This is a genomic window from Nocardioides sp. WG-D5, from assembly GCF_054031175.1.
This window is the reverse complement of the sequence record NZ_CM132928.1, coordinates 755622-776160: the sequence shown is the minus strand read 5'-3', so window position 1 is coordinate 776160 and position 20539 is coordinate 755622. Positions and strand designations below refer to the sequence as shown.

General features: G+C 69.2%; 21 protein-coding genes. 10 read left to right on the top strand and 11 right to left on the bottom strand.

Annotated elements, in window-relative coordinates:
* Positions 1-16: 16 nt before the first annotated feature.
* Genes ACWZJV_RS03810 through ACWZJV_RS03800 form a run of 3 tightly spaced genes read right to left on the bottom strand, consistent with a single transcriptional unit; the run spans position 17 to position 2924 of the window.
* Complete coding sequence (locus tag ACWZJV_RS03810; RefSeq protein ID WP_008357590.1) at positions 17-880, bottom strand: alpha/beta fold hydrolase; 864 nt, start codon at positions 878-880, stop codon at positions 17-19.
* A gap of 47 nt (positions 881-927) precedes the next feature.
* Positions 928-1623, bottom strand: a complete 696-nt coding sequence (locus ACWZJV_RS03805) for an alpha/beta fold hydrolase (protein ID WP_008357589.1) — start codon at positions 1621-1623, stop codon at positions 928-930.
* Entirely contained in the window at positions 1620-2924 is a 1305-nt protein-coding gene (locus ACWZJV_RS03800; RefSeq protein WP_008357587.1) for a YhgE/Pip domain-containing protein, read from the bottom strand. Before ACWZJV_RS03800 ends, ACWZJV_RS03805 begins: the two co-directional genes overlap by 4 nt.
* A gap of 30 nt (positions 2925-2954) precedes the next feature.
* Here ACWZJV_RS03800 and ACWZJV_RS03795 point away from each other — a divergent pair, with 30 nt between their 5' ends.
* Complete coding sequence (locus tag ACWZJV_RS03795) at positions 2955-3200, top strand: hypothetical protein (RefSeq protein WP_040755013.1); 246 nt, start codon at positions 2955-2957, stop codon at positions 3198-3200.
* Between the two features lie 21 nt (positions 3201-3221).
* Here the strand turns inward: ACWZJV_RS03795 and ACWZJV_RS03790 are convergent, their stop codons facing one another.
* Entirely contained in the window at positions 3222-4472 is a 1251-nt protein-coding gene (locus ACWZJV_RS03790) for an MFS transporter (RefSeq protein ID WP_008357583.1), read from the bottom strand.
* A 292-nt stretch (positions 4473-4764) separates the two neighbouring features.
* Here ACWZJV_RS03790 and ACWZJV_RS03785 point away from each other — a divergent pair, with 292 nt between their 5' ends.
* The gene (locus tag ACWZJV_RS03785) at positions 4765-7896 is read left to right on the top strand and encodes a BTAD domain-containing putative transcriptional regulator (RefSeq protein ID WP_196873629.1); all 3132 of its coding nucleotides are present in this window, start codon (positions 4765-4767) and stop codon (positions 7894-7896) included.
* 145 nt (positions 7897-8041) lie between these two features.
* Here the strand turns inward: ACWZJV_RS03785 and ACWZJV_RS03780 are convergent, their stop codons facing one another.
* Genes ACWZJV_RS03780 through ACWZJV_RS03770 form a run of 3 tightly spaced genes read right to left on the bottom strand, consistent with a single transcriptional unit; the run spans position 8042 to position 10602 of the window.
* Positions 8042-8881, bottom strand: a complete 840-nt coding sequence (locus ACWZJV_RS03780; RefSeq protein ID WP_008357580.1) for an MBL fold metallo-hydrolase — start codon at positions 8879-8881, stop codon at positions 8042-8044.
* A 29-nt stretch (positions 8882-8910) separates the two neighbouring features.
* Positions 8911-9393, bottom strand: a complete 483-nt coding sequence (locus ACWZJV_RS03775) for a PaaI family thioesterase (RefSeq protein ID WP_008357578.1) — start codon at positions 9391-9393, stop codon at positions 8911-8913.
* Positions 9394-9435: 42 nt separating this feature from the next.
* Positions 9436-10602 (bottom strand): acetyl-CoA C-acyltransferase, encoded by a 1167-nt coding sequence (locus tag ACWZJV_RS03770; RefSeq protein ID WP_196873630.1) that lies wholly within the window; start codon positions 10600-10602, stop codon positions 9436-9438.
* Between the two features lie 102 nt (positions 10603-10704).
* Here ACWZJV_RS03770 and ACWZJV_RS03765 point away from each other — a divergent pair, with 102 nt between their 5' ends.
* A complete protein-coding gene (locus ACWZJV_RS03765) occupies positions 10705-11250 on the top strand; it encodes a winged helix-turn-helix transcriptional regulator (protein ID WP_008357575.1) in 546 nt (181 codons plus the stop codon).
* A gap of 127 nt (positions 11251-11377) precedes the next feature.
* Complete coding sequence (locus ACWZJV_RS03760; protein WP_457180268.1) at positions 11378-12265, top strand: hypothetical protein; 888 nt, start codon at positions 11378-11380, stop codon at positions 12263-12265.
* Here the strand turns inward: ACWZJV_RS03760 and ACWZJV_RS03755 are convergent.
* Positions 12240-12719 (bottom strand): DUF6326 family protein, encoded by a 480-nt coding sequence (locus tag ACWZJV_RS03755; RefSeq protein WP_457180267.1) that lies wholly within the window; start codon positions 12717-12719, stop codon positions 12240-12242. The two genes, ACWZJV_RS03760 and ACWZJV_RS03755, sit on opposite strands and share 26 nt — an antisense overlap.
* A gap of 162 nt (positions 12720-12881) precedes the next feature.
* Here ACWZJV_RS03755 and ACWZJV_RS03750 point away from each other — a divergent pair, with 162 nt between their 5' ends.
* The 3 genes from ACWZJV_RS03750 (at position 12882) to ACWZJV_RS03740 (ending at position 14961) form a co-directional block, all read left to right on the top strand.
* Positions 12882-14021 (top strand): sensor histidine kinase, encoded by a 1140-nt coding sequence (locus ACWZJV_RS03750; protein WP_457180266.1) that lies wholly within the window; start codon positions 12882-12884, stop codon positions 14019-14021.
* On the top strand, positions 14018-14674 hold the full coding sequence (locus tag ACWZJV_RS03745) for a response regulator (protein ID WP_008357569.1): 657 nt from the start codon (positions 14018-14020) through the stop codon (positions 14672-14674). Before ACWZJV_RS03750 ends, ACWZJV_RS03745 begins: the two co-directional genes overlap by 4 nt.
* A gap of 62 nt (positions 14675-14736) precedes the next feature.
* Positions 14737-14961 (top strand): DUF2630 family protein, encoded by a 225-nt coding sequence (locus ACWZJV_RS03740; RefSeq protein ID WP_008357567.1) that lies wholly within the window; start codon positions 14737-14739, stop codon positions 14959-14961.
* 70 nt (positions 14962-15031) lie between these two features.
* On the opposite strand, the gene ACWZJV_RS03735 is transcribed toward ACWZJV_RS03740, so the two are convergent.
* Positions 15032-15628, bottom strand: a complete 597-nt coding sequence (locus ACWZJV_RS03735) for a hypothetical protein (protein WP_008357565.1) — start codon at positions 15626-15628, stop codon at positions 15032-15034.
* A 238-nt stretch (positions 15629-15866) separates the two neighbouring features.
* On the opposite strand from ACWZJV_RS03735, the gene ACWZJV_RS03730 reads away from it, so the two are divergent.
* Positions 15867-16676, top strand: a complete 810-nt coding sequence (locus ACWZJV_RS03730; protein WP_457180265.1) for a mycofactocin-coupled SDR family oxidoreductase — start codon at positions 15867-15869, stop codon at positions 16674-16676.
* 25 nt (positions 16677-16701) lie between these two features.
* Here the strand turns inward: ACWZJV_RS03730 and ACWZJV_RS03725 are convergent, their stop codons facing one another.
* Complete coding sequence (locus ACWZJV_RS03725) at positions 16702-17382, bottom strand: hypothetical protein (RefSeq protein WP_457180264.1); 681 nt, start codon at positions 17380-17382, stop codon at positions 16702-16704.
* A gap of 175 nt (positions 17383-17557) precedes the next feature.
* Positions 17558-18979 carry a type I glutamate--ammonia ligase gene (gene glnA, locus ACWZJV_RS03720; protein WP_008357364.1) on the bottom strand — a complete coding sequence of 474 codons (1422 nt, stop codon included), beginning with the start codon at positions 18977-18979 and terminating at the stop codon, positions 17558-17560.
* A gap of 212 nt (positions 18980-19191) precedes the next feature.
* Here glnA and ACWZJV_RS03715 point away from each other — a divergent pair, with 212 nt between their 5' ends.
* Positions 19192-19665, top strand: coding sequence for an RDD family protein (locus tag ACWZJV_RS03715; protein ID WP_307785571.1), 474 nt, complete (start codon positions 19192-19194; stop codon positions 19663-19665).
* Between the two features lie 62 nt (positions 19666-19727).
* Complete coding sequence (locus ACWZJV_RS03710; protein ID WP_457180263.1) at positions 19728-20507, top strand: DUF6612 family protein; 780 nt, start codon at positions 19728-19730, stop codon at positions 20505-20507.
* Positions 20508-20539 lie beyond the last annotated feature (32 nt).

Here is a 20539-nt window from a genome sequence, read left to right as displayed (position 1 = left end):
TCGCGGCGAGGACCGCTCAGCGGACCGAGCGAATCGCGTTCTCGATGAGAGCGAGCGTCTCGTACGGGTGGGACTGCATCGCCACGTGCGAGGACCTCACCCTCACGATCTTGGCGCCGGCCCGGTTCGCCATGAACTCCTGAGCCGCGGGCGGGATCGCCTTGTCGGCTGTGGCCAGCAGGTACCAGGAAGGGACGGACTTCCATGCGGGCTCTCCGGACGGTTCGGTGAACGCCGCCAGCGAGAACGGACGCTGGGAGGCCTGCATCACGGTGGTCGTGCTGCGGGGGAGGTCGCCGGCGAAGGCCTCGCGGAAGATGTCTGCCTTCAGATACAGATCGACCCCGACGCCGCCATCGGGCAGCGGGTAGGGGCGGGGTTCCAGGGCGTCCTCGGTGACCAGCGTGCCAGGAAACTGCTGGGCGAGCTGGGCAACCGGTTCGCCGGCGTCAGGGACGAATGCCGCGATGTAGACGAGGGCCTTGACGTTCGGTAGGCCGGTCGCCGCGTTGCTGATCACGGCGCCGCCATAGGAGTGGCCGACGAGGACGACGGGGCCTGGGATCGTCTCGAGGATGCTGCGCAGGTACGCCGCGTCGGAGGAGAGCCCACGCAGCGGGTTCGCCGGGGCGATGACCGGGTAGCCCTCCTTGGTGAGCTCCGCGACTTCGCGCTGCCAGCCAGAGGCGTCGGCCCACGCACCGTGGACCATGACGATCGTGGGCTTGGCGCCCGTGCTCGAGCCGTGCTGCCCTGCTGTGGAGAGGGTGCGTCCGGTCGCCGAGGCGCCGCTGCCTGCCGTCGCGAGCATGGTGGCCGCGACCAAGAGGGTCACGAGCATTGCCGCGAGCGCTCGGCTGCGGCGGAGAGTGAACTTCATGTCAGTTCTTCCTTTCGATCTTGGGACGATTTCGTCGGGCTCGGAACCTAGGAGGCGATCGCCTTGGCAGCGCGCTTGATCAGGTCGGCCACCGCTTCGGGCTGTGAGATGAAGACGGAGTGGCTGGCGGCGACCTTCTCGACCGACGCTCCGGCCCGTGCGGCCATGCCCTCCTGCGCGGAGGGCGGGATCATCCGGTCACCGGTGGCCACGACGTACCAGCTGGGCTTGGACCGCCATGCCGGTTCGGTGACGGCGGTGCTGAGGGCGGCACCGCCCCACGGGGTCTGGGAGTCGGCCATGAACCGCGCCAGCCCGGGCGGGAGGTCGGCGGCGAACGCGTCCTGGAAGCGGTCGCGTTCCAGGACGAGCGACCCGTCCTTGCGGGGAACGATGGGCGGGGCCGGCGCGTCCGGGTCGGGCTCGGCGAGCATGGATGCGACGGACTCTCCGGCGTCGGGGGCGAACGCCGCGACGTAGACCAGGCCGGCCACCTGCGGGTGCGTGCCCGCCTCGGTGATCACGACACCGCCGTACGAGTGGCCCACGAGCAGGACGAGCCCGTCCTGGGCCTCGATGATCTGATGGACCTCGGTCACGTCCTCGGTGAGAGATCGGGTCGAGTGCTGGGTGACGGCGACGTCGAGACCGTCGTCGGTGAGGAGGTCGTGGACCGGCTGCCATCCGGATCCGTCCACGAACGCTCCGTGGACGAGGATGACGGTGGGGTTGGCGTTGCTCATCTGTTCTCCTTGATGTCGGAATGGTCGAGAGGTCGATGTCCGGTGGCCGTGATGCGATCAGGGACCGGGTCGCGCGGGTGCCTGCTGAAGGCATGGACCCGGCCGTAGGCCGTGGTCACGCCGAGCCCCAGCAGGAACCCGAGCGCGCCGCCGAGAGCGACGCTGATCCAGGCACTACGGAGTCCGGCCGTCGCATCGCCGTCGAAGTAGAGCAGCGAGCGGGTGCCGTCGATGATGTGTCGGAACGGGGAGATCTCGGAGAACCAGCCGAAGAATGCCGGGGTGGCCTCGAGAGGCACCGTTCCGCCGGAGGAGACCATCGCGAGCGCGACGAAGAAGAGCGTGTTCACGAGTGCGCCGAACCCGGGTCCCAGGGCTGCGAAGACCGCCAGGGCGCTGGTGCCGATCGCGGCGATGACGGCCGTGGAGTAGAGCCAGAGCGTGATCCAGTCGGGTGCTGTGACGCCGAGCAGGGCGGCGACGAGCTGGACGGCAGCGGCGGCGAGCGGTGCGGCGGTCACGAGGATCGCGGTCTTTCCGAGGAACGTGCTGCGCCGGGAGATGGCGGTGTAGGGCCGGCGCGCGACGAGGGGACCGATCTCGCTGGGGATGAAGCCCAGGGCGGAGTCGACCAGCGGGCCGACGAGCGAGGCGCCGATGAATCCCAGGAGGACGAGGATCAGCGAGTAGTAGAAGGCGCTGGTTCCCATCCCGGCATGGTCGGGAAGCGGTTCGTACGGGCGCGAGACGATGTCGAAGGGCTGGGACAGCAGCGCGACGTTCGCGGCCGGCGGTGCGGTGGCCGTGTCGCGGTCGAGCAGCTGGTCGCCGAGTGCGTCGGCGGCCCTGTGGAGCACGGGGGTGAGGGTGCCGACCAGCAGCCCGTTGCTGAGGCCGCCGTCTCCGGCGTTGGTGAGGATCGTGACGGTGGGGACGGTGGTACTGACGGCCCCGGGAAGCAGGCTTGCGATCGAGTGGTCGAAGTCGGCGGGGATCACCACAGCACCCGCAACCCGGTCCTCGCGGATGGCGGTGGCCAGCTCGTCGTGGCTCATCCGGGTGACCGCCAGCGCCACACCCGCGCCGTCCTCGATCCCGGTGGCGACGCTCTCTGCCGCGCCGACCTCGGCCATGCCGGTCTGCGGCTCGATGACGAGCCCCACCGGCAGGTTGCGGAGGTTCCCTCGGGGGTCGACCGTCCCGGCCAGGTAGACCGCCGGAAGGACTGCGGCCAGGCAGACGATGAGGAGGATGGGCGCCAACCAGGTGCCTCGTGCGGCGAGCGGACGGCGCGCGTTCATGCCGGGTCCTCGCGGTTGAGGATGGCCCGGGTGGCTCGACGACTGAGTATCGAGCAGTTGCTGAGCGAGCTGAGGATCGAGCAGTTGCTCCGCGAGCTCAGGATGGAGCAGTTGCTCTCCGAGCTCAGCATCGACAGCGCCGACATCCAGGATCCGATCGAGCCGACGGAGAGTACGCCGCCGATGCATCCCACCGAGGCGATCGATCCGATGCTGCCGATGGACAGGATGGACCCCTGGGAGCAGATCGACAGGAACGAGTTCTCTGAGCGGTAGGACAACATGCTCGTGGCCCCCTCAGGCCGTCGCGGAGACGGCGGCCAGTGGCTGCGGTGGGGCCACACGAGGAACGGTGACCGCGAAGAGCAGGAGACCGGCAGCGGTGAGCACCAAGCCGGCCCAGGCGGTCGAGAGAGCGCCCCAGCCGGCGTTCAGGACGAGGGCGCCGCCGATCGCGCCGAGCGCGTTGGCGAGGTTCAGGGAGGCGAGGTTCACGGCCCCCATCAAGGTCGGGGCCTCGGGTGCGTACCGTGTCAGGAGGACCTGGATCGTCGGGATCGCCATCATGGTGGAGGCACCGACTCCGAGCAGGCAGGGCAGCAGGACGGCGAGGTTCTCTCCGCCGACCGCGATGACGGCCAGGAAGGCCAGCGCGACCGCATAGCCCAGGACCAGGCCTCGATACTCGTACTGGTCTGCCAGGCGACCACCGATCCAGTTGCCCAGCGCCATCCCTACCCCGAAGACCGCCAGCGCGACCGGGATCCAGGCTTCGTCGACCGCGACGGCGTCGGTGATGTACGGGCCGATGAAGGTGTAGACGGCGAAGATGCTCGAGATGCCCAGGGCGGCGATGGCCGTCGTGGCCCAGACCATGGGCCGTCTCAAGGCACCGAGCTCCTGCATGACGGATCCGCCGGCGAGCGCGCTGGTCCGTGGGACGAAGACCCAGATGGCGATCCCGGCCAGCAGACCGACCACCGACACGACGACGTACAGCGCCTGCCATCCGACCTGTTGCCCGATGAAGGTGCCGAGCGGCGAGCCGAAGATCGTCGCGATCGTCAGACCGGCCATCACCGTGGCAAACGCCTTGCCGCCCTTGCCCGGGCCGTAGGCGTACGCGGCGACCACCGCCCCGGCGCCGAAGTACGCTCCCTGGACCGTGCCGGTGATGAAGCGGGCCACGATGAGGACACCGAGGCCGGACGCCGCGGCGGACAGCAGGTTGCCGACGATGAAGAGCACGACCAGCCCGAGAAGGAGCGTCCGCCGGTTGAGTCGGGCGGCCGCGATGGTGAGCACCGGTGATCCGATGACGACGCCGAGGGCGTAGGCGGTGATCGCGTTCGTCGCGGTCGGCACCGAGGCACCGAGATCGGCCGCGAAGAGCTGGACGATGCCGTTGCTCCCGAACTCGCCCGACCCGATGGCGAAGGTGCCCAGCGCCAAGGCGAACAGGATGAGCGCGTCACGCTGTCTCGACGCCTGTGCCGGATGTCGGTTCTCCGCGGCTCTGCATTGCGCGTTGTAGGCCTGTTCGTGCATCGTCTGTCCTCTTCCACGCGGAGGTCCGCATGCCCGGCCTTCGACCACGGGCACACGCTCGGTCGATCGGAATCTACGAAGGCGTACTGGACGGGCCGTGGAGATTTTGTGGAGCCCGGCTCGCCCCAGAGGGCTGCGGCGGATTCGATGGGCGCCTAGGCTGGTGCCGAGGCCCGGTACGTGTCGGGGTGTGGGCCAACCGCCTGCGCCCATAGGACTCACGATGGAACACTCCTCGATCGCCGAGAGATCGGATCCGCGGAGTTCCCTGCGCCTGCAGATTCTCGGCCCGTTGCGTGCCTATCGCGACGACGTCGAACTGGAGACCGGCCCGCGGCAGCAGGGGTACCTGCTGGCTCTGCTCCTCGCGCGGGCGGGCCGGCCGACGAGCATGTCGGAGCTCGTAGATCTCCTCTGGGAGGAGAACGTCCCGATGTCGGCGGTCAACACTGTCCAGAAGTACGTTGGGACCATCCGCCGCATGCTCGAGCCCGACCTTCCGGCGCGCGAGTCCGGGCGCTTCATCGTCCGCAGAGGCGGCGGCTACGCCTTCGTCGGAGGGACCGCCGCGGTGGACCTGATCGACTTCAGGTCGCATGTCGACAGCGCCAGAACCCACCTCTCCTCAGGCCGACGTGACGAGGCGGTCGACCAGTACGCCCAGGCACTCGGTCTTTGGCACGGTCCGGCCGGCGACGGCCTCGGTCCGAGCGCGACCACCTCACCGTTGTTCGCCGGCATCAACGAGGAGTTCTTCGACGCCTGCGTCGCGGTGGGGGAGCTGGCCCACACGCAGCGGCTCTCCACACAGATCCTTCAGCCGCTGCGCCTGGCCGCCTGGATGGCACCGCTCAACGAGCCCGTTCAAGCCAGCCTGATGACCGCCCTTGCCGCCGCGGGCAAGCAGGCCGAAGCACTCTCCGTCTTCGAGGCCGTTCGGGCTCGGCTGGCCGGCGACCTCGGGGTGACCCCCGGCGAGGCGCTGCAGGCCGCCCGGACGCGCGTCGTGAAGCAGGCCCGCGTCCGGAGCGACCAGCAGAGCGACCAGGGAGAGAGCGCGCCACTCGTCGGACGCGGCGAGGAACGCGCCCTGCTGGCGCGTTCGCTCGAGTCGGCGGCGGCGGGCAACGCCGCCCTGATCATGGCCGAAGGCGAACCCGGGGCAGGAAAGACGTCTCTCTTCTCCGAGTTCACCCAGGATGCCGAGCGGCTTGGTGCACTCGTCGTGTGGGGACGGTCCCTGAACCACGAGGGAACGCCGGCCCTGTGGCCATGGAGCCGTCTCATCTCCGACCTCGTGGCGAGCCAGCCGGAGCCCACCCGCGCAGGGTTGGCCAGCGGCGAGATCCGACGCCTCCTCGACCCGCGCCCGGAGAACCTCCTCGGTGGTGCGGTGCTACCGGACAGCGGCGCTCAGTTCCGTCTCTTCGAGCAGACCGTCGACCTCATCCGGAGAGCCGCTGCCGAGCGTCCGGTCGTGCTGGTGATCGACGACCTGCAATGGGCGGACGTCGCGTCGTTGCAGCTGTTCAGACATGTGGCAACCCAACAGCCGGACGGCGTCGTCCTGGCTGGTCTCCTGCGCGATCGCGCTCCCGCCCCTGGCGATGGGCTCGGGGGAATGCTCGCAGCGGTCGGACGTCTGCCCCATCACCAACGCATCCGCATCGGCCCGCTCCAACCGACCGAGGTCGGCGAGCTCGTCCGGCGCGAGACCGGACGGACACCGAGCCCGTACGTCGCTCGTTGCATCCAGGCGCGCACCGAGGGCAACCCGTTCTTCGTACGTGAGCTCGCCCGCCTCCTGGCCGACAGCGATCTCGACGTCGCGGCCGGTGAGGACGCCCTGGTACGCACGGGCGTTCCGTCCACGGTGCGTGACATCGTGCGAGACCGTCTCGCCGGTCTCGACCAGGAGACGAGGCGGCTCGTCGAGATCGCAGCGCTCATCGGGCGGGAGGTGGATGTCCGTCTGCTCGCTCGTGCAGCCGGCGTCGGGATGTCGGCCTGTTCGGCACTGCTCGCCACCGCCGACTCGCAGGGCCTGCTGGAGCCGGCCGAGGACAGACCGCTCTCCGTGCGGTTCGTGCACGACCTGGTTCGTGAGTCGGTGCATCAGACGACCTCGCGACTGCTCTCGACCGGTCGGTTGCACCTGCAGATCGCCGATGCGTTGGAGGGGATCCACGGGGACGACGACGCGGTCACCGAGCGACTTGCTCACCACCTGTGGCTGGCCGGGCCGTTCGCAGACCCCACACGAACCACGACCGCCCTCGTCCGCGGCGGTCGACGAGCCGTTGCCCAGTCGGCCTTCGACGCGGCGGTCCCGCACCTCGAGGCCGCTGCCAGCATCGCGCACTCGGCCGGTCTGCTCGAGCTCGAACTGTCCGCGCTGTCACAGCTCGTAGCGGTGATCGGGATGCAGACGGGCTACATGGGAAGCGCCGACGCCACCTTCGACCTGCTCGAACGCGCGGAGCGGGCCGCCCGCGGCCTCGGGCGGGAGCGAGAGGCGGCCGACTTCCTCTTCTCCCACTGGGCCGCTCACTCCCAGGCGATCCAGCTCGACCGCAGCGGTCAGCTGGCCCACCGGCTCCTCGCGGACAGCGAACGATCCGAGGATCCGGTTGTGCGGGCGTACGGGCGACACGCCTGGGGGATCCATCAGTGGGACGTCGGAAATGTCGGTGAGGCGTATCGGCACCTCAGCGAGTCGAACGCCGTCGTCGCCGAACGGGCGAAGTCCCTCGAGCAGGACCAGCTGCGGCACGACCTTCAGCTGCTCTCACCGGCGATGCTCGCGCTCAACGCCGCCCTGCACGGCAAGGACGACGAAGCCCGTCGCATCTTCGGGCGGATCGAGAGCGACGCCGGAAACCACTCCTATGACGTCACGGTGTGGTCCGCGTTCGCGGTCACAGCCGCGGCGCTGATGGCCGACCCGCACTGGGCGCTCCGTGCCGCAGAGCGAGGCATCGCAGCGGATCCTGAGTTCGCGTTCCGTTTCCTGGGCGCCTATCAACGGCTGGGCCGATGCTGGGCACATGCGGTCACCGGCCGGGACGCCGATCGGTCTCTGGCCGAGGCAGAGGCACTGATCGAGTCGAACCTGACCGACCCGCCACGCTCCGGTCTGACGACCTGGCTGGCGCTGCTCGGCGAGATGTATCTCGCGAACGGGCGGGTCCAGGAGGCCGCAGACGCTCTCAGGCGCGCCGACGCGTCCATCGAGGCACACGGGCAACGCTATGCGGCCGCCTTCGTCCAACTGATGCACGCGAAGCTGAGACGAGCACTCGGGGACCCGCTCGAAGCCGTCCACGAGGCCGCGGGACGTGCCCGCGCGACAGCGATCACCCAGCAGGCGTACCTGTTCGTCCATCGCGCGGACGACTTCCTCGGGCTGGCTCGCAGCTCGTGAGCCGCAGTGGCGGGCAGTGGATCAGCAGTGCCGGCAGCGCCATCGCCGATCGCGGCGAAGGAGGGATGTCTGTGCCCAGCCTTCGCCGTGAGATCGCGGCAGGTTCGGGCCTTGGCGCGGAGCGTGGCCCTCGGGTGGCTGCATCTCAGGTGTAGAGAGCCGTCGCCCCGCCCCACAGCGCGCCCGGGTTCAGGCGAGCGGGATAGCGCTCCAGCATCGCGTTGAAGAAGTCGAGGGCGGTGGTCTGTTCGGTCAGGAGCGTTGCCGCGGAGGTGAGGTAGTCCCGCGTCTCGCGAATCGTCCGCTCCGCGTCGTCATCGAGGGCCTTGTTCTTGTGGCCGGCCACGATGAGCCGTGGGTGGAGCGACTCGACGGTGTCGATCGCGCGGAGCCAGGCGTTGATGCCGTCACCCTGCGCCTCTCGCAGGAACTGGTGCACCCCGTTGTAGATGACGTCGCCGGCGACGACCAGGTCGAGGTCTGGGACATGGAGCACGCTGGTCTCGTCCGTGTCGGTGTGCCCGACCTCGATCACCGTGAGCGGGTGCCCCTCGAGGTCGATCGTGTTGTCGACGACCTTCGTCGCCACGACGTCGGTCGCGGGGATCTGGCCGGGAAAGAGTGCATCCCAGAAGAACTCGCGAATGGCGAGGTTGCCGTGCATCTGCTCGATCGTCCCGGCGGTGGCGACCACCTCGGCGCCGAATCGCTCGGCGAGCTCGGCGGAGCCGAACCAGTGGTCGCCGTGGCCGTGGGTGGCGAAGATGTACGTCAGGTTCTTCCCGGTCGACTCGACCCAGTCGCCGACGGCGGCGGTCTGGGCGATCGTCATCGGCGGATCGACGAGGACGGCGTCCCGGTCGCCGGAGATCAGCGTGATCGACAGCGGCGAGAACTCGCGCTTGTCGCCGTTCGGCACGAGGTCGGTGACGTTCTGGGGGATGGGGTCGGCGATGAAGACCTCGTAGGTCAGGTTTCCAGGCATTGGTGCTCCACGTTGTTCGGTGAGTGTGGTCATGTGAAGAGCAGGCAGGTGGCGATCGCATGCGCCACGACCCGCCCGTTGCTGTCGATGACTCGCGCCTCGGCAGTGGCGGTGCGGCGCCCGATGGTGACGACCTCGGCTCGGCAGCGGAGCAGCCCGCTGTCGAGGTTGGCGGCCCTGGTGAACTTGATGTTCAGATCGAGCGACGTGTATCCGGTCCCTGCGGGGAGCTTCGTGTGAACGGCACAGCCAAGAGCTGAGTCGGCAAGACCCGCGAGCATTCCGCCGTGCACCGACCCGATCGGGTTGTAGTGCCACTCCTCGGGCTGCATCTCGAACTCCGCCCAGCCGTCACCCACGGCGACCGGAAGGATGTTCGTCGTCGCTCCGGCGGGAACGAGTGGCAGCTCTCCGCTCCCGATCTTGCCGAGGAACTCCAGTCCGCTCAGGCCGGCGGCGGCATCGACGAAGACCTTCGGGTCTTCCCAGGAGTACGTGCGTTCCCGGCTCATGCGCGGCTCCGTGCTCTGCGTGTGCCGTGCATCTGCGGCATGTCAGATCCTCTCGATGATGGTCGCGTTGGCCAGTCCGCCGGCCTCGCACATGACCTGGAGGCCGAACCGGCCGCCGGTCTGTTCGAGATTGCTCAGCAGGGTGGTCATGAGCCGGGCGCCGGAACCGCCGAGAGGGTGGCCGATCGCGATGGCGCCGCCGTTGATGTTGACCCGGGCGAGATCGGCGCCGGTCTCCTTCTGCCAGGCGAGCACGACGGAGGCGAACGCCTCGTTGACCTCGAAGGCATCGATGTCGTCGATGGACAGTCCGGCCTTCTGGAGCACCTTCTGGGTGGCCGGGATGATGCCGGTGAGCATGTAGATCGGGTCGTCGCCGGCGATGGCGAAGGAGTGCACGCGTGCCCTGGGGGTCAGGCCGAGACGCGCGGTGGCCTCTTCGCTCGCCACCAGGATGGCTGCGGACCCGTCATTGACCGGCGAGCTGTTGCCCGCTGTGACACGCCAGTCGAGATCGGGGTAACGCTCGACCCAGTAGTCGTTCTTGAAGGCCAGCCGGAGGCCGGCGAGCGTGTCGATCGAGGTTTCGGGGCGGATGGTCTCGTCGGTGCGTAGGTCGTTGACCGGTGCCACCTGAGAATCGAAGAGCCCGTCCTTCCACGCGCGTGCGGCGCGGTGATGGGACTCGGCGGCGAACTCGTCGAGTCGGGTGCGGGAGAGGTTCCACTTGTTGGCGATCAGCTCGGCGCTGATGCCCTGGGGCACCAGGCCGTGGTCGTATCTGGCCCCGACCTTGGAGCCCACGAAGTCCTTGCCGAGGGTCTGCGAGCCGATCGGAATCCGGGACATCGACTCCACGCCCGAGGCGATGGCGACGTCGTACGCTCCGGCGATCACGCCCTGTGCGGCGAAGTGCAGGGCCTGCTGGGAGGAGCCGCACTGCCGGTCGACGGTCACGCCGGGGACCGACTCGGGGAACCCCGCCCCGAGCAGCGCCCAGCGGGCCGTGTTGCCGGACTGTTCGCCGACCTGGCCGACCGCACCGGAGATCACGTCGTCCACCACGGACGGGTCGATGCCGGTGCGGGAGACGAGGGCCGCCAACGTGTGGGCGTGCAGGTCGACGGAGTGGATCTCGGAGTAGGCGCCGCCTGGCTTTCCCTTGGCGATGGGAGTGCGGACGGCGTCGACGATGTATGCGCTGGTCATGACGGGGAGTTCCTTTCAGAGGCGCGACCCTGGCTCAGGGAAACCATAGTCAGAACGTACACCCTGACTTGTGACAAGCAAAGCCAGAGGTACGATGGCGCCATGGATCACGACGACAGCGCAGCTGGCTCGACCGACGTCCTCGAGCGCCTGGGAGCCTTCTCGGACCGTGACGACTGGCCCGCGAAGGGTTGGTGCCGGATCGAGCGCTCGCTCGACGTCATCGGTACCCGTTCGGCGATGGTGGTGGTCCGAGAGCTGTTCTACGGCGGGAGCAGGTTCGACGAGCTCGCCCGCCGAACCGGGCTGAGCGAGGCGGTCGTCGCCGGGCGGCTCAAGCAGCTGTACGCCGACGGGATCGTCGACCGCAGGCCGTACCGAGAGGCGGGCAAGCGCACGCGCGACGAATACGTCCTGACGGAACGCGGGCGTGGACTCTTTCCGATCGTCGTCGCCCTGATCGAGTGGGGCGAAGGATTGCGGGACGACCATCGGACAGGCGTCGAGCTGATCCACCGCGACTGCGGCACATCGCTGTCTGCTGTGGTGACGTGCGAGAAGGGCCATGACGTGCCCGTGGAGCGCGCGGCCGTGCGGCTCAGGGACGAGGAGTACGCCCTCGCCGGTCGCCGCCGCCCGAAGAAGTAGGGATGCTCGAGGCCGAGATCCACGCCGAGGAGGAGGCTCTCGCCGCGAGCGCCAGGCCGTTGGTCCGCGGCGCGGAGGACCAACGGCACTGAGGCCGGGGCGGACGCTCGGACTACGTTGGCCGCGGGTGAGTCCTGTGACCGAGCCAATTCCTGACGGCAAGCCGCATGAGTCCACGAGCACCAGCCGCCGGTGGGCGTGGGCGATGACCGCCGTCGCGGCGGTGCTCGCGGTTGCGGTCGTCGTGTTCATCGCCCTTGCGGTGCGCTCGGAGGACGGTGACCGTCGTGCGGACCCGAGTCCGTCGGCGAGCAGCACCGCGACGCCGTCGCCTTCCACGAGCACGACTCCTACGGAGCCCGCCACCCCGAGCCCGACACCTACGAGACCAACGCCCACGTCGCCCTCGCGGTTCGGCTTTCAGCCGCTGTGGCCGTTCGCCGGCGTCGAGGAAGCGGCGGTGTGGCAACAGGCATATCGCGACGGCGGGCACCAGCCGTGGCACCTCGATGCGGGGCTGGTCGCGCTGCGGTTCACCCAGAGCTACCTCGGCTACCAGGAGGTCGACCGGGTGTTGCGGGTGGCGATCTCCGACGACCAGGCATGGGTCGACGTCGGCTTGAGGCTGCCCGACGGCAAGGCCAGCACCTCGGCGATCCTGCACCTGGCGAAGATCGGAACCGGTTCGTACGCCCCGTGGGAGGTCGTCGGGACGAAGGACAGCACCCTGTCGCTGACCACCCCGCGCTACGGCGCGACGGTCACGTCCCCGATGGCCGTCGGCGGCCGGATCACCGGGGTGGACGAGAGCCTCGTGGTCCGGGTCCTGCGCCTGGGCACCGGCGAGGTCGGCCATTCGCCAGGTATCCCCGCCGGTGGGCAGAACCGGCCGTGGTCGACCACGATGCCGTTCGCCGCACCCGCGGGCAGCGTACTGACCATCGCGGTGTCGACCGGCGGTCATGTCGCCGGCGTCGAGCGGTTCGCCATCACGGTCGTCCGCGTCGGGCCATAGCGCTGTCTCCGGCCGGGGCGGTCGCGGCGGTGGCGGTGCGGGGCCAGGTCCAGGCGTACCGGACGATGAGCGCGAGAAGGCCCAGCTCGAGCACGACGCCGAGACCGTAGAAATACAGCCAGGACGCGCCCGCCAGGTTGAAGGCCGTGACCGGGACGTAGAGTGCGGCGACGACGAGGTTCGTGATGCGGTTCGCCCGGGCGGGCAGCGTCATCGACAGCACGACCATGAGGGTCGGGACGGACACGAGGGCCAGTGCCGCGGTCGAGAAGGTCTGGGAGAGGTCGAACTCGAAGACCTTGCCGGCGAGGATGTCGTCGACGACGCCGGGCGTGAAGAAGTTGAGGATGTCCACGTAGGCGTAGAGGAACATGAAGCTCGTCCATGCTGCGGCGAGCTTGGCTCGCGCCGAGGTCGGCTGGTCGTCCAGGGTGGCGGTCTGACGTGTTGTCATCATGGGCTCCGTTGTCGTGGTGAGGATCGGTGGGTCAACGCTCGCCGAGCCCGGCAGCGGGCACATCGGACCGGAGGCCGGAGTCCGCCCGGCCGATGGAACGATCCCCGTCTCGTACTTTCGGCCGGTACGCCGCGGCGTGCCGATCCCTAGGCTGGGGCCGTGAACACCCTCCGGCGCGCCGTCTGGCACGAGCCGCGGCCTGCCGACGCCCCGGCTGTGGGCCGTCTCGACTGGCTGCTGGCGGGCGTCTTTGCCGCCGCCACCCTGGTCGAGGGCATCGTTCGGTCGGGCCTGGCCTGGCAGCCCCTGGTGACGGTGCTCGCCCTGGCGCTGGTGCCTGCTCTGCTCTGGCGGCGGAACCGCCCCCTGCTGGCGGCCCTCGTCGGGTGGGGTGTCGCCGGGCTGCTATCGGCCCTCCAGCTGGCGGTGCACGCCGGGGACCTCGGCCTCTACTCGATGATGGCCGACCTGATCCTGCTCTACTCCCTGGTGCGATGGGGCTCGGGACGGGAGATCGCGCTGGGGACGGCGTTCGTGGTGGTGGTCGTCGTGCTGGGGATGTACGCCTCCTCCGCTGGCTGGGCAGACCTCTTCGGCGGCAGCGTCCTTCTGCTGCTGATCGTCGCGCTCGCTGCCGTGTTCCGCTACCGGGCCGACCTCTGGCAGCGCCAGCAGCGCGAGATCCGCAACCAGGAGCGGGTGGCGCTCGCGCGCGAACTGCACGACACCGTGGCCCACCACGTCTCGGCCATCGCGGTGCAGGCGCAGGCCGGTGGCGTGGTCGCGGGCATCCAGCCCGAGAAGGCCGTCGAGGTCCTGGCCGCGATCGAGTCGGAGGCGTCGCGAACCCTGGCGGAGATGAGATCGATGGTGCGGGTGCTGCGGGAGGAGGAGGCCGTCGCCTACTCGCCGCAGCCGGGAGTCGCGGATCTGCCTGCCCTGGCGCGCGCCGACGCGACGCCCGCCGTCGAGGTCTCGCTGAATGGTCCGTTGACCCGGCTGCCCGGACCCGTCGACGCCGCGCTCTACCGGCTCGCGCAGGAGGCGCTCACCAACGCCGTGCGGCACGCCCGGGGCGCGACCCGGGTCGGGATCGACGTACGCCGGGAGGGTGAGGTCGTCAGGCTGCGCGTCAGCGACGACGGACACACCGAGCCGGGGCCGGCCCCAGAGCCTGGGTTCGGCCTGCTGGGCATGACCGAGCGGGCCCAGCTCCTCGGCGGATCGCTCCGCGCAGGTCCGGCGCCCGAGGGTGGCTGGGTGGTCGAGGCCGTGCTGCCGGCGGAGGCGCCGGCATGAGCATCCGTGTGGTGGTGGCCGACGACCAGGACCTGGTACGTACCGGGCTGGTGATGATCCTCGGCGCGCAGCCCGACCTCGAGGTCGTGGGGGAGGCGGCAGACGGGCTCGCCGCGCTCGACCTGGCGGCCCGGCTGCGACCCGATGTCCTCCTCGTCGACATCCGGATGCCCGGCCTCGACGGCGTCGAGGTCACCCGGCGCCTGGCCGGGCCGGACGTGACGGACCCGATGGCGGTCGTCGTGATCACCACCTTCGACCTCGACGAGTACGTCCTCGGCGCCCTGCGCGCCGGCGCCCGCGGCTTCCTGCTCAAGGATGCCGGGCCGGAGCTCCTCGTGCAGGCCATCCACGCGGCGGCCGACGGGGACGCGCTGATCGCCCCCAACGTCACCCGCCGGCTGCTGGCGACCTTCGCCGACCAGGCTCCGGCGGTGCCGGTCCAGCCCGTCGATCCGCTCACCGAGCGTGAGGAGCAGGTGCTCGCCCTGGTGGCGCGGGGCCGGACCAACGCCGAGATCTCCACCGAGCTCTTCGTGAGCCTGAGCACGGTCAAGACCCATGTCGCCTCCTTGATGACCAAGCTCGGCACCCGCAATCGCGTCGAGATCGCGATGTGGGCCTATGACACCAGGCGGGTGCGGGCCGGTTAGGGAAGCACCCTGTTGACCCCAACGCTGGTGACGAACCTTGTTGGAGGTGCCATGGTGGACCCATGGCCGACGAAGACATCATCACCAGGATCAGCGCGCTCGTGGATGAGGAGCACCAGCTCCGGTCCGGGGCGGGCGGCGACACTCAGCGGCTCGGCGAGCTCGAGACGCAGCTCGACCAGTGCTGGGATCTGCTCCGCCAGAGGCGCGCCAAACGAGAGTTCGGCGAGCCCGAGTCCGAGGCGCACGTGCGTCCTCCGGAGACCGTGGAGAAGTACCTCTCCTGACGCAAGGACGGGCGTCGAGGTGGTGCAGCGACCGAGGAAGGTCGGCACCTGCACTCGCAACCGCGCCGAATCACTTCCGGCGGCAGGCGGAGGGGTTCTGGTGCAGGTCCACGTTGTCCCTCACGATCCCGCGGTCCACCCAGCTGTTGCGAGCCACCGAGAAGTTGCCGGCGTAGGAGTTCCTGAGCACACGCAGGGAACGCACGTGATTGCCGACGACGCGGAGGTTGTTGCACGCCTTGTTGTCCCGGATCATCAACGTCCCGCGATTGTCGCGCACCACCAGATTGTTGGCGATCGACATCTCGCAGATCGCCACGTTGCGGGAGTTTCGGACCATGAGATTCCGTCCGGCGACCGGGTCCACACGGCACCCGGCGGCCCCGATGGTGACGCGTTCGACGACGTTGCGGACGTGGATGTTCCGGCTGACGGCCGTGTCGGTGATGCTGACCACCCTCGGTGCACCGGTGGTGCGGACGTTGCCGGTGATCCTGGAATCGGTGATCACGCAGCGGGCGTCGTCCGGGATGACCACGTGGCGGAGCGTGCGGTGGTGGTAGCTGCCGTCGCAGACGAGGTCGGGCGGCAGCGCCTGGGCGCTGAGCACCTGCCCGAACACGGGTGCGAGCGCGCCGATGAGAAGGAAGACGACGACCTGCTTCATGTGAACCCTCCGAGTTAGGGCGATGTGTGTCTTCATGACGCGCCAACGAGAACATGTGTTGCACTGGCTCGCCCATGTTCCAGATAGCCGATGCGTACTTCCCGCCGCGCGCTCCCGGCTAGCCTGGACAGGTGCCCTACGCCGACCCGACCGGAGCGAGCGCCGAGCTCGGCCAGCCGATCCTCGCCGAAACGGTCTCCGCCGCCTACGACCGCCTCCAGATCGGCGCGGTCACCCGATGACGCCCGACGCGATGGGCGCAGACGAGGCGGGCCGGGTGGCGCTGGTGACCGGAGCGGCACGTGGGATCGGGGCCGCCACCGTGCGGGGCCTGGTGGCCGAGGGCGTACGCGTCGTCGCGCTCGACTGGTGCGCCGGCGAGGACTCCCCGGCCGGCTACCCGCAGGCCACCAGGGCAGACCTCGACACGCTCGTCGCCTCGCTCCCGGCCGGGTGGGTGGAGCCGGTCGTCGGTGACGTACGGGTCCCTGAGGCCGTGGCCGCCGCGGTCGAGGTCGCGACCCAGCGGTGGGGACGGCTCGACATCGCCGTCGCGGCGGCCGCGGTGATCGCCGGCGGCCGCCCGCTGTGGGAGGACGACTCGCTCGACCTGCAGTGGCAGATCGACGTCGCAGGGGTCTGGAACACGGCGGCCGCCGCCGTCCCGGTCATGCTCGCCGGACCCGACCCCGCCGGGTGCCGGTTCGTCGCGCTCGCCTCCGCCGCGGGCTCGCGCGGCCTGTTCCACCTCGCCGCCTACAACGCCGCGAAGCATGCTGTGGTCGGCCTGGTGAAGGGCCTGGCCGCCGACCTCGCGGGGACCGGCGTCACCGCCTGCGCCGTCTCACCCGGCTCCACCGACACCACGATGCTGGCCGCGACCGCCGACCTCTACTCGGTCACCCCGGGCGACCTCGCCGGCCACCAGCTCCTGCGCCGCCCGCTCACCCCGGACGAGGTCGCCGCCACCGTCGTGCACGCCTGCTCCCGTGCCGGCGCCGTGCTCAACGGATCGGACGTCGCCGCCGACGGCGGCTTCGGCGGATGACAGGTCTGGTGAGGCCGAGAGCCGGTCAGCGGGTTGGCGTGGGCCGGGGACCAGCTGGGCTGCCTGCGAAAGCAGGTGCGGTGATCACCGTGTCCGGCGCGGGGCACGCCGCGATGCCGGCCTCGAGCAGAGCGCCCAGCCGTTCGTCGCCGTCGGGGCTAGCGCTCGCCACGACCCCGTCGACGGTGCACCGGACCATCGTCGGCGCGCTCCGTCTGGCGAAGGTGCGGGCGTCGATCGGGCTCCGGATCCCAAGTCCGTCGACCCAGGCGACCGCCCCGGGAACCAGTTCGAGTGCGAACCGGGCCTCCCGCCGGGTGGCCGCCAGATCGGGCTCGGCATCCGCGCACAGGCGCTCGGCTTGAAGCAGGCCGGCTGCCAGCGGTCGCTGCGTCGCTTCGGGGACGTCGAGGATGGTCTGCGCCGCTACCGCCACCGCGACCGTGAGCCAGGTGCGGTCGTTCCCGCGCCGGCCCACGACCGAGGGGACGAGTGGCAGCAGCTGCTGGCGTCCGTCGTCACTGGTGCGATCGTTCACCAGCCGTGCCAGATGCGCGAGCAGGGGATGGGTGCAGGAGGGATGATCGCTCCACCGCTCACCGGCGAGGACCGAGGCGAGCTCCATGAAGCATGCGCCGCGTCGTGGCGTTCGATGCCGGCCACGTGAGAGAACCGGGATGCCGTCGGGAATGCGTGATGGGTTCATCGCAACCTCCTACTCCGAGGATGCGCCGATGTGCTGGCGTGATCAACCCCTTGGCCGGATGCTCGGACACCCGGCTCGTCCGGGTCGGCCGCAGGCATGACCCCGGTGCGTACGGAACGGCCGAAGGCCCCGGGAGATCCCGGGGCCTTCGACGTCCGACAGCAGAGCGGTCGGCTCAGATGTCGTAGTAGAGCTCGAACTCGTGCGGGTGCGGGCGGAGCTGGATCGGGAGGATCTCGTCGTTGGTCTTGTAGTCGATCCAGGTCTCGATCAGGTCGGGGGTGAAGACGTCGCCCACGGTGAGGAAGTCGTGGTCGGTCTCCAGCGCCGACAGGACGGCACCGAGGGAGGTCGGCACCTGGTTGATCTCGGCCATCTCGTCCGGCGGAAGCTCGTAGATGTCCTTGTCGATCGGCGCGGGCGGCTCGATCTTGTTCTGGATACCGTCGATGCCGGCGAGGAGCAGGGCCGAGAAGGCGAGGTACGGGTTCGAGGACGGGTCCGGGAACCGGGTCTCGACGCGCTTGGCCTTCGGGTTGGTGCCGGTGATCGGGATGCGGACCGCGGCGGAGCGGTTGCGCGAGGAGTAGACCAGCGAGATCGGAGCCTCGAAGCCCGGCACCAGGCGGTGGTAGGAGTTCACGGTCGGGTTGGTGAACGCCAGGACCGACGGGGCGTGCTTCAGGATGCCGCCGATGTACCAGCGGGCCATGTCGGAGAGGCCGCCGTAGCCGGTCTCGTCGTAGAACAGCGGCTCGCCGGCGTTCCAGATCGACTGGTGGACGTGCATGCCCGAGCCGTTGTCGCCGAAGACGGGCTTCGGCATGAAGGTGACGGTCTTGCCGGCCTGCCAGGCGGTGTTCTTGACGATGTACTTGAACTTCATGACATCGTCGGCAGCCTTGAGCAGGGTGTCGAACTTGTAGTTGATCTCGGCCTGGCCGGCGGTGCCGACCTCGTGGTGGGCGCGCTCGACGAGCAGGCCGGAGGCCTCGAGGTTCTTGACCATGACGTCGCGCAGGTCGGCGAAGTGATCGGTGGGGGAGACCGGGAAGTAGCCGCCCTTGTAACGGGTCTTGTAGCCCAGGTTGTCCGAGCCGTCGGGGTTCTTGTCGGCGCCCGAGTTCCACCAGGCCTCGACCGAGTCGATCTTGTAGAACGACTCGCCCTCGGAGGTGTTGTAGGCGACCTTGTCGAAGATGAAGAACTCCGCCTCGGGGGCGAAGAAGGCGGTGTCACCGATGCCGGTCGAGGCGAGGTACGCCAGCGCCTTGCGCGCGATGTTGCGCGGGTCGCGCGAGTAGGCCTCGCCGGTGATCGGGTCGTGCACGAAGTACATCAGCGCGAGGGTCTTCGCGGTGCGGAACGGGTCGATGTAGGCAGTCGTGACGTCCGGGTACAGCGCCATGTCGGACTCGTTGATCGCCTGGAAGCCGCGGATCGACGAACCGTCGAAGGCCATCGGCTCCAGGTTGAACGACGACACCGGCACCGTGAAGTGCTGCTGAACGCCGGGAAGGTCGACGAAACGGATGTCGACGAACTCGACCCCCTCGTCAGAGATGAACTTCAAGAGCTCGTCGTCAGTGCTGAACATCAATCCTCCTTGGCTCACCCGGGCGGGAAGAGCCAGATAGGTCTCTCGCGATCGAGGCCAGGTCCTCATGGACCTGACCGTGCCACGCAAACTACGAAGGGACGGTTGCACAGGAGTGTCGCAAATGTTTCAGGCATGTAACAGGTTGTGTGATTTGATCGGCAACCATCCCGATCTCACCCCTCAAGACGTTGCCGCCTACGCTTGCCGGTGTGACCAGTTCCGCCACCCCTGTGACGCCTACTCTGCCTTATCCGACCGCGAGCTGGGGCAGGCGCGTCCTCGCGCTGTTCATCGACTGGCTCGCGTCGTCGCTGGTGGCGTCGGTCTTCCTCGGCGTACGCGCGCTGCCGTTCGGGTCGCTGCTCGCCGGTGTCGACCCGCGGCCGAGCGACAACCTGTGGATCCTGGTCGTCTTCGTCGTGCAGACGGCGGTCTTCACCACGCTCGGTGGCGGCTCGTTCGGCAAGCTCGTCACCCGGCTGCGCACGGTGCGGGTGTCCCCGGGGGAGCCGGACGTACGCCCGCCCGACCCGCTGCGGAGCATCGCCCGTCAGATCCTGGTCGTGCTCGTCGTGCCTCCGCTGGTCTTCCGTCCTGACCGGCGTGGTCTGCACGATCTGGCGGCGGGCACCGCGACCGTCACGCTTCAGACCTATCGACACGTGTTTCGCCGGGTGAGTTGAGGCGTTTCCGAGGGTAGGTTGGAGCGGTCCGCCGTAGGAGCGGAATCACGAAGGGAAGCTCAATGACGCACAACCGTACTCTCGGGCCACGTGGCCTCTGGCGCCGCGCCGCAGTGGCGGGCGTGCTGGCCGTATCGCTCTCGGGCCTGGTGGCCTGTGGCGGTGGTGGGGCCGGCGGCGCCAGCGAGGGTGACAAGGTCTCGGCCGAGGACATGACCGAGGTCATGAAGAAGGCCACCGACATCGACACCGCCCACTTCACCACGAAGATGGACGCGAAGGTCTCCGGCCAGGCCGTCTCGATGACCGGCGAGGGCGACATCCGCAAGGAGCCGCCGGCCCAGCACTCCACCATGAAGATGAGCGGTGGCTCGATGGACATGGACCTCGAGACGATCCTGGTCGACGAGAAGATCTACATCAAGGGCATGATGGGCGACTCGTGGATGACCGCGAGCGCCGACGACCTCGCCAAGATGGGTGGCACCAGCCTGGAGTCGATGAGCAACCCGCTCGCCTTCTTCGACGGCATGGAGAAGTCGATCAAGTCCTCCAAGTTCGAGGGCGAGGAGAAGCTCGACGGCACCGACACCAAGCACTACAGCTTCACCGTCGACTCCGCGAGCCTGGCCAAGAACATGGGTTCCGACAGCGCCAGCGGCATGCCCGAGACGATCGAGCAGGACATCTGGGTCGACGGCGACGGCCTGCTCCGCAAGGCCGAGGTCGGCATGGGGGAGATGGGCACCGTCGAGATGGTGCTCACCAAGCACGGTGAGGACGTGACCATCGAGGCGCCGCCCGCCGACCAGGTCACCGACATGCCGAGCATGGCAGGCTGACAGCCCGATCTCGTACGCAGCAGGGCCGGCCC

Bases quoted from the DNA above. Each gene is read 5' to 3' on its own strand.
- ACWZJV_RS03810 (WP_008357590.1), bottom strand. From the start codon at position 880: ATGAAGTTCACTCTCCGCCGCAGCCGAGCGCTCGCGGCAATGCTCGTG.
- ACWZJV_RS03805 (WP_008357589.1), bottom strand. From the start codon at position 1,623: ATGAGCAACGCCAACCCCACCGTCATCCTCGTCCACGGAGCGTTCGTG.
- ACWZJV_RS03800 (WP_008357587.1), bottom strand. From the start codon at position 2,924: ATGAACGCGCGCCGTCCGCTCGCCGCACGAGGCACCTGGTTGGCGCCC.
- ACWZJV_RS03790 (WP_008357583.1), bottom strand. From the start codon at position 4,472: ATGCACGAACAGGCCTACAACGCGCAATGCAGAGCCGCGGAGAACCGA.
- ACWZJV_RS03780 (WP_008357580.1), bottom strand. From the start codon at position 8,881: ATGCCTGGAAACCTGACCTACGAGGTCTTCATCGCCGACCCCATCCCC.
- ACWZJV_RS03775 (WP_008357578.1), bottom strand. From the start codon at position 9,393: ATGAGCCGGGAACGCACGTACTCCTGGGAAGACCCGAAGGTCTTCGTC.
- ACWZJV_RS03770 (WP_196873630.1), bottom strand. From the start codon at position 10,602: ATGACCAGCGCATACATCGTCGACGCCGTCCGCACTCCCATCGCCAAG.
- ACWZJV_RS03765 (WP_008357575.1), top strand. From the start codon at position 10,705: ATGGATCACGACGACAGCGCAGCTGGCTCGACCGACGTCCTCGAGCGC.
- ACWZJV_RS03755 (WP_457180267.1), bottom strand. From the start codon at position 12,719: ATGACAACACGTCAGACCGCCACCCTGGACGACCAGCCGACCTCGGCG.
- ACWZJV_RS03745 (WP_008357569.1), top strand. From the start codon at position 14,018: ATGAGCATCCGTGTGGTGGTGGCCGACGACCAGGACCTGGTACGTACC.
- ACWZJV_RS03740 (WP_008357567.1), top strand. From the start codon at position 14,737: ATGGCCGACGAAGACATCATCACCAGGATCAGCGCGCTCGTGGATGAG.
- ACWZJV_RS03735 (WP_008357565.1), bottom strand. From the start codon at position 15,628: ATGAAGCAGGTCGTCGTCTTCCTTCTCATCGGCGCGCTCGCACCCGTG.
- ACWZJV_RS03730 (WP_457180265.1), top strand. From the start codon at position 15,867: ATGACGCCCGACGCGATGGGCGCAGACGAGGCGGGCCGGGTGGCGCTG.
- ACWZJV_RS03725 (WP_457180264.1), bottom strand. From the start codon at position 17,382: ATGAACCCATCACGCATTCCCGACGGCATCCCGGTTCTCTCACGTGGC.
- glnA (WP_008357364.1), bottom strand. From the start codon at position 18,979: ATGTTCAGCACTGACGACGAGCTCTTGAAGTTCATCTCTGACGAGGGG.
- ACWZJV_RS03710 (WP_457180263.1), top strand. From the start codon at position 19,728: ATGACGCACAACCGTACTCTCGGGCCACGTGGCCTCTGGCGCCGCGCC.